The organism is Streptomyces swartbergensis (assembly GCF_002148965.1).
In the GTDB taxonomy this organism is placed as follows: domain Bacteria; phylum Actinomycetota; class Actinomycetes; order Streptomycetales; family Streptomycetaceae; genus Streptomyces; species Streptomyces swartbergensis.
This window is the reverse complement of sequence record NZ_NGFN01000222.1, coordinates 1-14583: the sequence shown is the minus strand read 5'-3', so window position 1 is coordinate 14583 and position 14583 is coordinate 1. Positions and strand designations below refer to the sequence as shown.

Annotated in this window: 14 protein-coding genes; 7 read left to right on the top strand and 7 right to left on the bottom strand. The window is 72.0% G+C overall.

The genetic code is table 11. The annotated features are described in order from the left end of the window. Positions 1-48 precede the first annotated feature (48 nt). From CA983_RS28875 to CA983_RS28860, 4 genes are read left to right on the top strand one after another with little or no spacing between them, the layout of a single operon-like run. Positions 49-2688 (top strand): sensor histidine kinase, encoded by a 2640-nt coding sequence (locus CA983_RS28875; protein ID WP_086603761.1) that lies wholly within the window; start codon positions 49-51, stop codon positions 2686-2688. Positions 2689-2716: 28 nt separating this feature from the next. Further along, on the top strand, positions 2717-3148 hold the full coding sequence (locus CA983_RS28870) for a roadblock/LC7 domain-containing protein (RefSeq protein ID WP_020271575.1): 432 nt from the start codon (positions 2717-2719) through the stop codon (positions 3146-3148). A 1-nt stretch (position 3149) separates the two neighbouring features. Continuing rightward, on the top strand, positions 3150-3509 hold the full coding sequence (locus CA983_RS28865; protein ID WP_086603760.1) for a DUF742 domain-containing protein: 360 nt from the start codon (positions 3150-3152) through the stop codon (positions 3507-3509). Beyond that, a complete protein-coding gene (locus CA983_RS28860) occupies positions 3496-4080 on the top strand; it encodes a GTP-binding protein (protein WP_086603759.1) in 585 nt (194 codons plus the stop codon). The genes CA983_RS28865 and CA983_RS28860 overlap by 14 nt, the downstream gene beginning before the upstream one ends. Before the next feature lie 34 nt (positions 4081-4114). On the opposite strand, the gene CA983_RS28855 is transcribed toward CA983_RS28860, so the two are convergent. The 6 genes from CA983_RS28855 to CA983_RS28830 all read right to left on the bottom strand — a co-directional run bounded on the left by CA983_RS28855 (position 4115) and on the right by CA983_RS28830 (position 9888). Continuing rightward, positions 4115-5074 carry an ABC transporter substrate-binding protein gene (locus CA983_RS28855; protein WP_425276485.1) on the bottom strand — a complete coding sequence of 320 codons (960 nt, stop codon included), beginning with the start codon at positions 5072-5074 and terminating at the stop codon, positions 4115-4117. Between the two features lie 91 nt (positions 5075-5165). Beyond that, positions 5166-5831, bottom strand: a complete 666-nt coding sequence (locus CA983_RS28850) for an ABC transporter permease (protein WP_086603758.1) — start codon at positions 5829-5831, stop codon at positions 5166-5168. After that, positions 5828-6526 (bottom strand): ABC transporter permease, encoded by a 699-nt coding sequence (locus CA983_RS28845; RefSeq protein WP_086603757.1) that lies wholly within the window; start codon positions 6524-6526, stop codon positions 5828-5830. Before CA983_RS28845 ends, CA983_RS28850 begins: the two co-directional genes overlap by 4 nt. After that, positions 6523-7644 (bottom strand): ABC transporter ATP-binding protein, encoded by a 1122-nt coding sequence (locus CA983_RS28840; protein ID WP_167407487.1) that lies wholly within the window; start codon positions 7642-7644, stop codon positions 6523-6525. Before CA983_RS28840 ends, CA983_RS28845 begins: the two co-directional genes overlap by 4 nt. 67 nt (positions 7645-7711) lie before the next feature. Continuing rightward, the gene (locus CA983_RS28835) at positions 7712-9193 is read right to left on the bottom strand and encodes a sensor histidine kinase (protein WP_086603756.1); all 1482 of its coding nucleotides are present in this window, start codon (positions 9191-9193) and stop codon (positions 7712-7714) included. Then, a complete protein-coding gene (locus CA983_RS28830) occupies positions 9190-9888 on the bottom strand; it encodes a response regulator transcription factor (protein ID WP_086603755.1) in 699 nt (232 codons plus the stop codon). The genes CA983_RS28835 and CA983_RS28830 overlap by 4 nt, the downstream gene beginning before the upstream one ends. A gap of 152 nt (positions 9889-10040) precedes the next feature. Here CA983_RS28830 and CA983_RS28825 point away from each other — a divergent pair, with 152 nt between their 5' ends. The 3 genes from CA983_RS28825 to CA983_RS28815 are packed head-to-tail and all read left to right on the top strand — an operon-like array spanning position 10041 to position 12544. Continuing rightward, a complete protein-coding gene (locus CA983_RS28825; protein WP_208637064.1) occupies positions 10041-11381 on the top strand; it encodes a ferredoxin reductase family protein in 1341 nt (446 codons plus the stop codon). Positions 11382-11394: 13 nt separating this feature from the next. Continuing rightward, complete coding sequence (locus CA983_RS28820) at positions 11395-11805, top strand: FMN-binding protein (protein ID WP_086603754.1); 411 nt, start codon at positions 11395-11397, stop codon at positions 11803-11805. 4 nt (positions 11806-11809) lie between these two features. After that, positions 11810-12544 carry an FAD:protein FMN transferase gene (locus tag CA983_RS28815; protein ID WP_086603753.1) on the top strand — a complete coding sequence of 245 codons (735 nt, stop codon included), beginning with the start codon at positions 11810-11812 and terminating at the stop codon, positions 12542-12544. 168 nt (positions 12545-12712) lie between these two features. On the opposite strand, the gene CA983_RS28810 is transcribed toward CA983_RS28815, so the two are convergent. Then, on the bottom strand, positions 12713-14583 hold a 1871-nt coding region (locus CA983_RS28810; RefSeq protein ID WP_244207146.1), incomplete at its 5' end, for an ATP-binding SpoIIE family protein phosphatase.

The window sequence follows — 14583 nt, the reverse complement described above, 5'->3', positions numbered from 1 at the left end:
GATCCGCCTCCCCGTTCCTCGTTCCCCGCTGATCGCCCTAGGACGACGATGTCTCGACGGACAGGTGCCCGGCGCCGTCTCGGATCCATACGCCTCTCGCTGGTGCTTCTGGCCCTGGTGCCCAGCGTCACCCTCGCCGCCATGTGGGGCGTGACGACCATCCAGATGTTCTCGGAGGGGCTTCGGCTGCGCGACCAGACGGAGCTGAGCCGGTCGACGGGTGCCATGGGCACCGACACGACGCTCGCCCTCCAGCGGGAACGCAGCCTGTCGGCGGCCTGGCTGGCCTCGCCGCACGGCTCCCGGGCCGCCCTGGACGCGCAGCGCGAGGAGACCGACGCGGCGGTCGCGAAGCTGGTCGGGCAGGCGGACGCGATCGAGAAGGCGCCCTCCCGCGTCTCGGACCGGCTGTACTCGGTGCTGGGCTCGGTGGGCAGCCTGGAGTACTACCGGGACCAGGTGGACGACCCGACCGACATCACCCCCCAGCAGGCGCTGGACCAGTACTCCTCGATCATCGACGACCAGATCCACGCGTTCCAGGAGCTCTCCCAGGTCGACGACGGCGACCTCACCTCTCAGGCCGGTCCGCTGGTCGCCCTGGAGCACGCGGCGGAGCTGGTCTCCCAGGAGGACGCGCAGCTCACCCTGGCCTGGCCGTCCGGGCATCTCGACGACAAGGCCTGGGTGCAGTTCGCGGAGCTGGTGAACACCCGGCGCTGGCTGGTCCAGGACCAGGTCGTGCCCCAACTGACCGGCACTGCCAAGGCACAGACCGAGCGGATCCTGGCGAGCCCGGAGTGGCAGACCCTCCAGGCCGTCGAGGACCAGGTGCTGGCGGCCCGGAACACCGGCGCCGGCGCGGACCGCATCGCCCTGCCCGACGCCCGGAAGCGGTGGAACGCCGCCATGGACAAGCTGTCCGAGCAGTACGCGAGCCTGATCCAGCGGCAGACGACGGACCTGCTCGAACGCAGTGCCGACAAGGCGGACGGGCTGCTGCTCAAGGCGGGGATCCTGAGCGCCGGCGGGCTGCTCGCGCTGCTGGTGTGCGTCGGCATGTCCTGGCGGATCACCCGCTCGCTGTCCCGGCGGCTGCGCGGCCTGCGCCGGGCCGCCGTCAGCCTCGCGCAGGAGCGGCTGCCCGACGTGGTGGCGCGGCTGGAGCGGGGCGAGACGGTCGACCCGGAGTCGGCGACGACCCCGCTGGACTACGGCCACGACGAACTCGGCCAGGTCGCCCAGGCGTTCAACACCGCCCAGCGCACGGCCGTGCACACCGCGGTCGAACTCGCCGACACCCGGCGCGGCTTCCAGAAGATCATCCTGGGCATCGCCCGGCAGAGCCAGAACCTGGTCAACCTCCAGCTCAGCAGGCTCGACACACTGGAACGCGAGCACTCCGACCCGGACATCCTCAAGAGCCTGTACGAACTGGACTCCACGGCCAGCCAGTTGCGCCGCTACGAGGAGAACCTCGTCATCGTCAGCGGCGAACGGCCGGGCCGCAGCTGGGCCGAGCCGGTCGCGCTGATCGACATCCTGCGCAGTGCGGTCGGCGAGGTCGCCGAGTACCAGCGGGTGGACGTGCACACCGAGGAGGAGGTGTACGTCGCGCCGCCCGCGGTGGCCGACGTCATCCATCTGCTGGCCGAGCTCATCGACAACGCGACCGCGTACTCCCCCGCCCCGAGCCCCGTCACGGTGCGGGCCGGGATGGTCGCCAAGGGCCTGGCCGTCGAGGTCGAGGACCGCGGCCTCGGCATGTCGGAGGAGGACTACGCGTCCTTCAACGAACAGCTGGCGGTGCCCCCGCAGTTCGACGTGGTGGCGCTCGCCGACGACCTGCGGCTCGGCATGTTCGTGATCGCCCAGCTGGCCCACCGGCACGGCATCGCCGTCACCCTGCGCCCGTCGCCGTACGGCGGGACCACGGCGATCGTGCTGATACCGCACGACATCGTGGTGCGGGAGATCCCGGAGGCCGGTGCGCCGGGTGCGCGGGACGCCAAGGCGGTGGCCGGCCCGAACGGCCTGGCCGCCTCCCTCGGGCCGAGAGGGGCGGGCGACGGCCCGCAGACCAGTGGCGGTGCGAAGAACGGGCAGAGCCCGGTGGACGACGGGCGGAGTGCTGTGGACGTAGCGGGTTCGATCGACGGGCGGAGCCCGGTGGGTGCCGAGCCCGCCGAGGTGTCGGAGAGCGCGGCGGTGTGGGAGGGAACCGGGACGCCGGAGGGAGCCGGGACGCTGGAGGGAATCGAGACGCCGGAGGGAATCGAGACGTCGGCGCGCGACATACGCACCGCCGGGTCCGCAAGCGGGTCCCGGCCCGTCGCCGCGGCCCGGACCGCCTCCGCCGCCGCGTCCGCCGCCACGTCCGCCGTTCCTGCCGCCACGTCCGCCGCCCGCGCGGTCATCCCCCGCCGGGACGGTCTCGCCCCGCTCCCCCGCCGGGTGCCGCAGACCAGCCTGGTGGAGGAACTGCGCGAGGAGCCCGCGCCCGCCGGCGGCGACGGCTCCCCCGACGACTTCACCGCGGAAGCGGCCGCCTCCTCCCTGGCCGGCTTCCAGCGCGGCACGCTCCGGGCCCGTGACGACGACGCCGAACCGCCGTACGACGAGGAAGCGGCCGCACCACCCCGGCAGGCCGCCGCCCCTGTCCCCTCGACTCCGCCCGCCGACCGCTGACCGCCGACCGCTGACGAAGGACACCGCAATGACACGCCCCATCCCCGCCACGCACACCCAGCTCGACCAGCTGCTGACCGGACTCGTGGAGCGGGTCGCCGATGTGAACCAGGCCGTGGTGCTGTCCGAGGACGGCCTGGTGGTCAGCAAGTCCACCGGATTCCTGCGCGACGACGCCGAGCGGCTCGCGGCGACCGCGTCCGGGCTGATGAGCCTCAGCAAGGGCGTCAGCATGGACTTCCGGGGCGGTCCGGTGCGCCAGGCGCTCATCGAGATGGCCAACAGCTATCTGATCCTCACCTCCGCCGGTCCCGGCGCCCACTTGGTCGTGCTCACGGGGCCCGGCGCTGACGTCGGTGTGGTGGCGTACCAGATGAACATGCTGGTGAAGAAGATCGGCGAGCACCTCAGCGCGGCACCGCGGGGCATGGCCGGTCCCGTCGTCGACCCCGGCGTGTGAGGTGGGCGGAGGCGACTCGGCGGGGCGGCTCGTACGGCCGTTCGCGCTGACCGGTGGCCGGACCCGGCCCAGCCGCGCCGACTTCACACTCATCGCGACGGTGACCGCGGTCGAGCCGCAGCCCGCCGCGGCGGCCCGGTGCCAGCCCGAGCACACCCGGATCCTCCGGCTGTGCGCCGAGCCGGTGGCCGTGGCGGAGCTGGCCGCCCGGCTCGACCTGCCGGTGAGCGTGGTCGCCATCCTGCTCTGCGACCTGCTGGAGGCCGGCCGGATCACCGTCCGTCCGCCGCGCCTCGTCTCCCGTACCACTCCGGACCTGGACCTGCTGAAGAAAGTGAGGGACGGCCTTGGCCGGCTCTGACGTCGCCACCGACGCGTCCTCGGCACCCGACACGGTCAAGATCCTCATCGCCGGGGGCTTCGGCGTGGGCAAGACCACCATGGTCGGGTCGGTCAGCGAGATCGTCCCGCTGCGCACCGAGGAACCCCTGACCATGGCCGGTCTGGGTATCGACGACCTGGAGGGTATCGAGGAGAAGCGGGCCACCACCGTGGCCCTGGACTTCGGCCGGATCACCGTCAGCCGGGACCTGGTGCTGTACCTGTTCGGTACGCCGGGGCAGCAGCGGTTCTGGTTCATGTGGAACGACCTGGCCCTCGGCGCGCTCGGTGCCGTGGTCCTGGTCGACGTCCGCAGACCCGAGTCCAGCTTCGCCGCGATCGACTTCTTCGAACGCCGGGGCATCCCCTTCGTCGTCGGCGTCAACGGCTTCCACGGCGAACACCCGTATCCGCCCGAGGAGATCAGGGACGCGCTCGCGGTGCCGGAGCACGTGCAGGTGCTGCTGTGCGACGCGCGGGACAGGGAGTCGTGCCGGGACGTGCTGATCGCACTGATCGACCAGCTGATCGCGACGGCGGTGCAGGCCTAGGGGGTGTCCGGGGTGCGGACACCCCCAAGGGGTGTCAGTCCAGACCCTGCGACTTCAGCCACGCCTTGGCCACGTCCAGCGGGTCCTTCTTCTCCAACTGCACCTGCGCGTCCAGGTCGAGCAGCGCCTTCGTGTCGAGCTTGGCCGAGACCGCGTCGAGCGCCTCGGCGCCCTCCTTGGGCAGCTCGCCCTTGCGGACCAGCGGCTGCACGTTCTGGAAGCCGAAGAGGTTCTCCGGGTCCTTCAGGACGACGAACTTGTCCCGGGCGATGGTCGGGTCGGTGGTGAAGAGGTCCGCGGCCTGCACGGTGTTCCTCTTCAGCGCCTCCTGGGTCAGCGGCCCGCCCGCGTCGAGGGACTTGAAGGACTTGAACTCCAGCCCGTACACCGACTTCAGGCCCACCAGGCCCTGGTGCCGGGTCTGGAACTCCGGGGAGCCGCCGAACACCAGGTCCTTGGCGACGTCCTTGAGCTCCCCGATGGAGGACTCGGAGGTGAGCTTGTACTTCTTCGCGGTCTGAGCGTTGAGGGTCACGGAGTCCTTGTTCTGCGCGGCCGACGGCTTCAGCAGTTCCAGCTTGGAATCGAGCTTGCCGTTGATCGCGGTCGTGGTCTCCTCGACCGTCTTCGGCTTGGCCTTGGCGTCGAGGTACGCCAGCAGGGAGCCGTTGTACTCCGGCAGCAGGGTGATGGTGCCGTTCTTCATCAGGCCGTAGGTGGTCTCACGGCTGCCGATGTTGGGCTTGTAGGTGACCTTGATGCCCTTGGCCTTGAGGGCCTCGCCGTAGATGTCGGCGAGCAGGATGCTCTCGGCGAAGTTGTTGGAGCCGACCACGACGGTGCCGCTCTCCGCTCCGCCGTCCTTGAGCGGGTCGTCGGAGGTGCCGCCGGAGGAACAGCCCGCGAGGAGCGCCACTGCCGCGGCGAGCGCGACTGCGGCCGCGCCGGGGTGCCTCGTGATGGACCGGGTGCTGCTCTTCGCCGTAGTAATCACCCATTGATCCAAGCCAGCCGCTGATCGGTCAGTCAAGAGCAGCCTGGTTACAATCGGCGTCAATCTGCGGCAGATTGCGGCACTCCGCCTCTCATCTCCTGCTCACCCCGGGCGACACCGCGACCCGCGCGACCGCCCAGAACAGCGCGAGCGTGACCAGCGCCAGGACGGCGACCAGTGTCGCGCCGCCCACCACCTTCTCGTAGTCGCGCTGGTAGAGGCCGTCGACGATGTACCGGCCGAGGCCGCCCAGGCTGACGTACGCGGCGATGGTCGCCGTCGACACGATCTGGATGGCCGCCGAGCGCAGGCCGCTCAGGATCAGCGGCAGGGCGACCGGCAGTTCCACCTGGAAGAGGATCCGGGACTCGTGCATGCCCATGCCGCGGGCGGCGTCCACGGGTGAGGGGTCGACCGACCGCATCGCCTCGTAGGTGGTGACGAGGATCGGCGGGACGGCGAGGACGACCAGCGGGATCATCACGGGCAGCATCCCGAATCCCAGCAGGGTCGTCATCAGCACCAGCAGACCGAAGCTGGGCAGGGCCCGCCCGGCGGTGGCGACCAGGGACAGGGCGTTCCCGCCACGCCCGTAGTGACCGGTGACCAGGCCGACCGGCAGTCCGATCGCGGCGGCGAGGGCGAGCGCCTCCAGGGTGTACTGCACGTGTTCCCCGAGGCGGGCCGGGATGCCGTCGTAGCCGTGCCAGTGTGCGCTGTCGCTGAAGAAGGAGTTGACGAAGTCGAGTACGTTCACCGGGCTGCGTCCTTGAGGGCGGGCGCCTGCTCGCGGCCGGCCGTGCCGCTGGGCATCCAGGGCGTCAGCAGCACGCGCACGAGGACCAGCAGGGCGTCGACGAGGATCGCCAGGAGGGCCGTGGTGATCACGGAGTTCCAGGTCAGTTCGGGCCGGTTGTAGATCTGCGCGTCGTGGAGCAGGTTGCCGAGCGCGCCCTGGTTGCCGATCAGCATGCCGACGCTGACGAGGGAGATGCTCGACACGGTCGCCACTCGCAGGCCGGCGATGATCGCCGGGACCGCGATCGGCAACTGCACCTGGAAGTACCGCCGTACGGGACCGAAGCCCATGGCGGTGGCCGCGGACAGGGTCTCCGGGGGCACCGAGCGCACCCCGTCGACGATCGCCGGGACGAGCACCACCAGGCTGTAGACAGCCAGCGGGATCATCACGGTGAGTTCGGTCTGCCCGGTGTAGTCGATGAGGACGACGAAGAACGCCAGCGACGGGATGGCGTACAGCACGGTCGTGACGCCGAGGACGGGCGGGTAGAGCCAGCGGAAGCGTACGCAGAGCTGGGCGATCGGCAGCGCCAGGAGCAGTCCGGCCACGACCGGCAGCAAAGCCTCCCTCAGGTGCAGTCCGACCAGTCCGATCCAGTTGTGCTGGAGGTCGCTCGGGATGTCGAAGAAGTCGTGGAGGTAGTCGCTCATCCGGCGACCTTCTCGTCGTCGCGCCCCGCCGCGTGGGCGCTGCGGATCGCCTCGCCGATGGTCTGCTGCGAGACGACGCCGGTCACCCGCCCGCCGGTGTCCACGGCGACGGCCCAGCCGGCCGGCGACAGCACCGCGCAGTCGAGGGCGGCCCGCAGCGAGTCGGTGCCGGGCACGAACGGCCGCCCGTAGGACAGCAGTCGCTCCGGCCGGATGTCCCCCGCGACGAGGTTCCGCGGCTCGCTCCAGCCGAGTGGCCGGCCGTCCGCGTCGGTCACCAGGACGTAGGGGGCGTCGGGGGCGGCGATCTGCTCGGCGGTGGCGTCGAGCGGGATCACCGGGTCGCTCGTCAACTCCAGCCGCTCGGACGGGAAGAACGACAGCCGCCGGATGCCGCGGTCACCGCCGAGGAAGTCCTCGACGAAGGCGTCGGCGGGGCTGGACAGCAGCTCGGCCGGGGGCGCGTACTGGGCGAGGTGGCCGCCGGTACGCATCACAGCGACCATCGTGCCGAGCTTGATCGCCTCGTCGATGTCGTGAGTGACGAAGACGATGGTCTTGCCCAACTCGTCCTGGATGCGCAGCAGTTCGTCCTGGAGCCCCTTGCGCACCACGGGGTCGACCGCCGAGAACGGCTCGTCCATGAGCAGCACCGGCGGGTCGGCTGCGAGCGCCCTGGCCACGCCGACGCGCTGCTGCTGGCCGCCGGACAGCTGGTACGGGTACCGCTTGGCGAGCGCGGCGTCGAGCCCCACCCGCTCCATCAGCTCCGCGGCCCGTGCCCGGGCCTTCTGCCTGCCCCAGCCGAGCATGCGGGGCACGGTCGCGATGTTGTCAACGATCGTGCGGTGCTGGAAGAGGCCGGCGTTCTGGATGACGTAACCCATGGACCGGCGCAGGGTGGTGACGGGCTGTCGCTGGATGTCCTCGCCGTCGAGGAGGATCGTCCCCTCACTCGGTTCGACCATCCGGTTGATCATCCGCAGGGTGGTCGTCTTGCCGCAGCCCGACGGTCCGACGAGGACGGTGATCGAGCGGTCGGGTATCTCCAGCGAGAGCCGGTCGACCGCCACCGTGCCGTCCGGGTACCGCTTGGTGACTGAATCGATCCGTATCAAGACGCCGGGGCCCTTCGGGTTGGCGGAGAGTATTGGCCACTGTCGTACGGGCTGTTGCCGGTCGAGTCTAGACGGCGGTCGTTTCCGGCCCCGGGGCGGCCGGGAGCCCCGCCCCGTCCAGGGGCAGGCGCACGGTGAACACCGTCGCCCCCGGTGCGCTGTCCAGCTCGATGCGGCCGCCGTGGGCCCGGACCAGGGACTGGGCGACGGCCAGGCCGAGGCCGCTGCCGCCGCGGTCGCGGCTGCGGGCCTTGTCGACGCGGTAGAAGCGGTCGAAGACGCGCTCGTGGTCCTCGGGCGGGATGCCGGGACCCGCGTCGGCGATCCGGACCAGGGCGGTGCCGGAGGCGACGACGACCTCCACGGACACCGGGGTTCCGGGCGGGGTGTGCACGGCGGCGTTGGCGAGAAGGTTGTCCAGGACCTGCCGGACGCGCTGCGGGTCCAGTCGCACCTTGACCGCCGCCGGGCCGGTGGTCACCGTCAGCGGGTGGTCCGGCCGGCTGGCCCGGAAGGCGTCCGCGGCCTGGCGCACGAGCTCCGCCAGGTCGGCGTCCTCCAGCCGCAGCGGCGCCTCCACCTCCGCCGCGTCCAGCCGGGCGAGCAGCAGCAGGTCGTCCAGGAGGATGCCCATCCGGGCGGCCTCGGCACGCAGCCGGGCCAGGTGCCGGTCGCGTTCCTCGGGGGCGTTGGCGGCGGCGTACTGGAAGAGGTCGGCGTAGCCGCGTACCGACATCAGCGGGGTGCGCAGCTCGTGCGAGGCGTCCGCGACGAACCGGCGCAGCCGCTGCTCGGCCTCCGCGCGCACGGCCAGGGAGTCGTCGATGTGCTCCAGCATCGTGTTGAAGGCGGTCCGCAGCTCGTCCACCTCGGGCCCGCCGTCCCGGCCGTCGGCGCGCAGCGGCAGCCGGGCCGCCGACTCGGTCAGGTCGTGCGAGGCGATGCCGTGCGCGGTGGACGCCATGTCGCTGAGCGGCTTCAGCCCGCGGCGCAGCATCCGGCGGCCGAAGACCACCAGGGCGAGCAGCGCGAGCGCGAAGGTGACGACCTGGATGGTGATCAGCTGCCCGACGGTGTCCTCGATGTCCTCCATGGGCGCGGCGCTCACCAGGACCACCCCGGGCTCGACCTCGCAGGCGCGCAGCCGGTAGGTGCCCGCGCCCCTGAGGTGCTCGGTGCGCAGCAGCTCCGTGTGCGCGGCGCTCTGCGCCGAGGCCAGGGCGGTGAAGTCGTCGACGTCCTCGGGCAGGTCGGCGGGGTCCTCGGGCCTGCGAAGCTCGGGCCTGCCGTCCGAGACGTCGTACACGGCGTAGAACCAGCTGTAGTACTTCTTGCCCGAGAGCGTGCCGTAGTCCGCGATGCTCTTGGACTGGGCGATCTGCGCCTGCGCCAGCTGGGTGTCGAGCTGGGCCGACAGGTAGTCGCGCATGTACGTGGTGAGGGCCGTGCCGACGACGGCGAACACGACGAGCGACAGGGCGCCGAGGCCGAGGGCCAGCCGGGTGCCCAGGCGCATCCCGCGGTAGGCCCGCCGCAGCCGGGCGATCACTCGGAGGCCTGTCGCAGGACGTACCCGAATCCCCGCACGGTGTGGATCAGCGGCGTACCGCCGTCGTCCGTCTCGTCGAGCTTGCGGCGCAGCCGGCTGATGACCAGCTCGACGACGTTGGAGCGGCCGCCGAAGCCGTACTCCCACACGTGGTCGAGGATCTGCGCCTTGGTGAGCACGGTGGGCGACTTGCGCATCAGGTAGCGCAGCACCTCGTACTCGGTCGGGGTCAGCGACAGCAGTCTCTCGCCGCGCCGCACCTCGCGGGTGTCCTCGTCCATGGTCAGGTCGCCGACCTGGAGCACGGACCGCTGGAAGGCGGGGCCGGCGCTGCGCCGCAGCACGGTCCGCAGCCGGGCCATCAGCTCCTCCACGGCGAACGGCTTGACCAGGTAGTCGTCGCCGCCCCGGGTCAGGCCCGCGACCCGGTCGGCGACGCCGTCGCGCGCGGTGAGGAACACCACCGGCACCATCGTGCCGGAGGCGCGCAGCCGGTCCAGGACGCCGAAGCCGTCGACGCCGGGCAGCATCAGGTCGAGCACCACGATGTCCGGGTGGAACTCGGCGGCCCGCTTCAGCGCGTCCTCGCCGGAGTACGCCGTGACCGCTTCCCAGCCCTCGTAGCGGGCGACGGTCGCGACGAGGTCGGCGATGGGCGGGTCGTCGTCGACGACGAGGAGTCGTACTTTTTCCACCCGCTCATAGTGCTTCACGTGTCGTGTGCCGCCATAGCCGCCGGGGCCTTCGCCGCCGGATCGATAAACACTTGAAAGTTGAGCGACAGTATTCCGACAGCTCCCCCGCGACAAGCTCGGTGTCCCAGGATCCGATCAAGGAGCTGCCGATCGTGACGACCCTCCAAGAACCCCCCGCGGCGACCCGCCCGGGCGTGCGCCCGAGAGTGGTGGGCCGCACCGGCCTGTACGCGCTGCTGCTCGCCAACGCGGTCGTGGTGACCGTCTTCTTCGTCCAGGCCGGTTTCGCCTCGAACACGCTGATCGTGCTGGGGCGGCTGGCGGGGCTGTACGGGGCGCTGCTCATGGCGTTCCAGCTGCTGCTGGTGGCGCGGCTGCCGTGGTTCGACCGGCGGATCGGCATGGACCGGCTGACGTCCTGGCACCGCTGGACAGGCTTCTCGGTGCTGTGGCTGCTGCTGGCACACGCCGTGTTCATCGTCTTCGGCTACGCGCAGTCCTCGTCCCTGGACCCGGTGAACCAGCTGGTGGATCTCGCCGAGACCGTCGAGGGCGTGCTGCGCGCGATCGCCGCCCTGGCGATCATCATCGTGGTCGGCGCGGTCTCAGCCCGCTCCGCCCGGCGCCGGCTGGCGTACGAGACCTGGCACTTCATCCACCTGTACACCTACGTCGCGGTGGTGCTGGCGTTCACGCACCAGGTCGCGGCGGGTACGTCGTTCACCTCGTCGTCCGTGGCGCGGACGTACTGGTACGCCGTGTGGGGCGTGGCCCTCGCGTCGGTGTTCCTCGGACGCCTGGTGCTGCCGCTGTGGCGCAACCTCCGCCACCAGCTGCGGGTCACGGCCGTCGTCCCCGAGAACGACGACGTGGTCTCGGTCTACATCACGGGCCGCGACCTGGACCGGCTGCCCGCCCGGGCCGGGCAGTTCTTCCTGTGGCGGTTCCTGACGAAGGACCGCTGGTGGCAGGCCAACCCGTTCTCGCTGTCCGCCGCGCCGGACGGCCGCACCCTGCGCCTGACCGCCAAGCGGGCGGGCGACGGCAGCGCTGCCCTGCGGCATCTGAAGGTCGGCACGCGGGTGTTCGCCGAGGGCCCCTACGGCGCCTTCACCACGCTGCACCGCACCCGCCCGGACGCCCTGCTCATCGCCGGCGGCGTCGGTGTCACCCCGATCCGGGCCCTGCTGGAGGAACTGCACGGCCACGCGGTCGTGATCTACCGGGTGGCCACCGACCAGGACGCCGTCCTCTACGACGAACTGCGCGAACTCGCGCACGCCAAGGGTGCCGAGCTGCACCTGGTCACCGGGCCGGCCGTGCCCGACCGGCTGGCGCCGCAGGAGCTGGCGCGTCTGGTCCCGGACATCACCGCCCGGGACGTCTACCTGTGCGGCCCGCCGCCGATGATGAACGCGGTGCTCGGCAGCCTGCGCGAGCTGGGCGTGCCCAGGACGCAGACCCACTTCGAGCGCTTCAGCCTGGCCGGCTGAGGAGGAGAGATTCGTGAAGCGAGCCATACCCGTCCTCGTCCTGAGCGTCGCCGGTCTGATCCCCCTCTGGCGGTACGCGCCGTCGCAGGACACCGGGTCGTCGTCCGCCACCGAGGCCGCCGCGCCCGCGTCGACACCCTCGGTCTCCTCGTCGGGCGGCACCACGACCACGGTCGTGTCCGGCTCGACCATCGACACCGAGAAGGGGCCGGTGCAGGTCGAGGTCACCTTCGACGGCGACAAGATCGCCTCGGTGCGGATGCTCCGGCAGCCGAACCATCCGCAGACGACGGCCGCCGTGCCCAAGCTGATCGAGGAGACGCTCCAGGCGCAGAGCGCGGACATCGACACGGTGTCCGGTGCCACGATCACCAGCGACGGCTACAAGGAGTCCCTCCAGGCCGCCATCGACGCGAGGGGCTGACGGCATGCGGCGCGTCGAGCACGTCATGGGGTTCCCGGTGTCGGTACGGATCGACGACGAGGACTTCCCCGAGGCGCCGGTGGACGGCCTCTTCGCCTGGCTGCGCGAGGTCGACGCGCGGTTCAGCCCGTTCCGGCCGGACAGCGAGGTGTCGCGGCTGGACCGGGGAGAGGTGCGCGACCCCAGCCCGGCGCTTCGGGAGGTCCTGGACCTGTGCGAGGAGTACCGGATCGCGACCGGCGGCGCCTTCGACGCACGCCTTCCCGGCCGCGGCCTCGACCCCTGTGCCGTGGTGAAGGGCTGGTCGGTGCAGAAGGGGGCGGAGCTCCTGTCGGCGGCCGGAGCGCGGCGCTTCTGCCTCAACGCGGGCGGCGACGTGATCGCCTCCGGCGGCCCCTGGCGCGTCGGCGTACGCCACCCCGAACACGCCGACCGGCTCTGCACGGTCCTGGACCTCACGGACCGGGCCGTCGCGACCTCCGCACGCTACGAACGCGGCGACCACATCCTCGACGCCCGCACGGGCCGCCCGGCGACGGGCCTGATCAGCATGACCGTCGTGGCCCCGACCCTGACCGAGGCGGACACGGTCGCGACGGCGGCGTTCGCCCTGGGCGCCCAGGGCGTCGCGTGGGCGGCGGCCCGCGAGCACTGCGAGGTGTTCGCGGTGGACGCGGACCGGCGCGTGCTGCGGAGCCCGGGGTTTCCGGTGGCCGGGGCGGGATTCGCCGCGGCGTAGGCAGGCCTCCTCCCGAAACCGGCCGTGTCGTACTCCCGCCCTTCCCGCTTTCGCTGTCGGACACCGGAGCGTCACACCGGCCGGGTAGGTCACCCCGGCCGCCTCGGCCAGCCGGTCCGACTGGCGTCGCCGGAGGCCGGGCTCCACCACCGGCTGCGGAGGGCGGGCTCACGGCAGCGGCTGCTCCGTCCAGATGATCTTGCCGTCGGGGGCGTAGCGGGTCCCCCAGCGCTCGGTGAGCTGGGCGACGAGGAACAGGCCGCGGCCGCCCTCGTCCTCGGTACGGGCGCGGCGCAGCCGGGGCGAGGTGCTGCTGCCGTCGGAGACCTCGCAGATCAGCGCCCGGTCGCGAAGCAGCCGCAGCCGCACCGGGCCGGTCGCGTGCCGGATGGCGTTGGTGACCAGTTCGCTGGCGACGAGTTCGGTGGTGAAGGCCAGTTCCTCCAGGCCCCAGGCGGTCAGTTGCCCGGTGACGGCCGCGCGGGAGCGGGAGACGGCGGCCGGGTCGCTGGGCACATCCCACTCGGCGACCTGATCGGGTCCCAGCGCGTGCGTCCGGGCGACCAGCAGCGCCACGTCGTCACCGGGGCGGGTCGGCAGCAGCGCGTCGAGGACCGCCTCGCAGGTCTCCTCCGGCGCCCGGTCGGGCCGGGCCAGGACGGACCGCAGCAGCTCCAGGCCGCTGTCGATGTCCCGCATCCGGTCCTCGACCAGACCGTCCGTGTAGAGCACGAGCTGGCTGCCCTCGGCCAGTTCCAGTTCGGCCGTCTCGAACGGCAGCCCGCCGAGGCCGAGCGGCGGCCCGGAGGGCAGGTCGACGAACTCCACGGCGCCGTCCGGCCCGACGACCGCGGGCAGTGGGTGCCCGGCGCGGGTGAGGGTGCAGCGCCGGGACACCGGATCGTAGACGGCGTACAGGCACGTGGCTCCGACGATGCCGGAGTCGGGGGTGTTCTCCACGGCCCAGCCCTCGCCGCGGTCCAGCCGTGCGACGAGGTCGTCGAGGTGGGTGAGGAGGTCGTCGGGCGGCAGGTCCAGGGAACAGAAGTTGTGCACGGCGGTGCGCAGCCGGCCCATGGTGGCGGCGGCGTGCAGGCCGTGGCCGACGACATCGCCGACGACCAGGGCCACGCGGGCACCGGACAGCGGGATGACGTCGAACCAGTCGCCGCCGACGCCCGCCTGTGCGGGCAGGTAGCGGTAGGCGATCTCGACGGCGCTCTGCTCGGGCCGGCCCCTCGGCAGCAGGCTGCGCTGGAGGGCGAGGGCGGTGTCGTGCTCGCGGGTGTAGCGGCGGGCGTTGTCGATGCAGATCGCCGCGCGGCCGACCAGTTCCTGGGCGAGGTAGAGGTCGTCGTCCTCGAAGGACGTGGGTTTCTCGGAGCGGTAGAAGCTGACCACGCCGAGGGTCGTGCCGCGGGCCCGCAGCGGCACCGTGATCAGGGAGTGGATGCCGACGTCCAGCACGCGTTCCAGCCGCGGCGGGTCCTGGGCGAGCCAGCCGCGCGCCTCGGCGAGCACGGGTTCGAGCACCGACTGCCTGGTCTCCAGGCTGCGGGCCTGCGGCGTGGACGGTACGTACTCGACCACCTCGCCGACCTCGTACAGCTGGGACTCCTCGTGCAGGGCGCCCAGCGCGACCCGGCGCAGCGGGGTCTTGGCGCCCAGCGGTCCCGGTTCCTCGCCGCGCAGCACCACATCGGGCAGGTCCACGGCGGCGAAGTCCGCGAACCGCGGCACGGTGACCTCCACCAGTTCCTCGGCGGTGCGTGTGACGTCGAGGGTCGTGCCGATCCGGGCCCCGGCGTCGTGCAGGAACTCCAGCCGCCTGCGCGCCAGGACGGCCAGCCGCCCGACGCCCGGCTCGCCCACCAGCAGCAGCCGGCCCTCGCCGTCGCCGTCCGCCGTGGGGCGCGGTCGGGGCGGTCGCGATCCGGTTTCCGTGGGTGCCGGTGCGAGGCCCTGGAAGCCCTGAAGGCCCACGCTGCCCGGGGCCGGGGCCGTCACGGACCCGGTCGGCGCGACCACCGGTGCGAGAC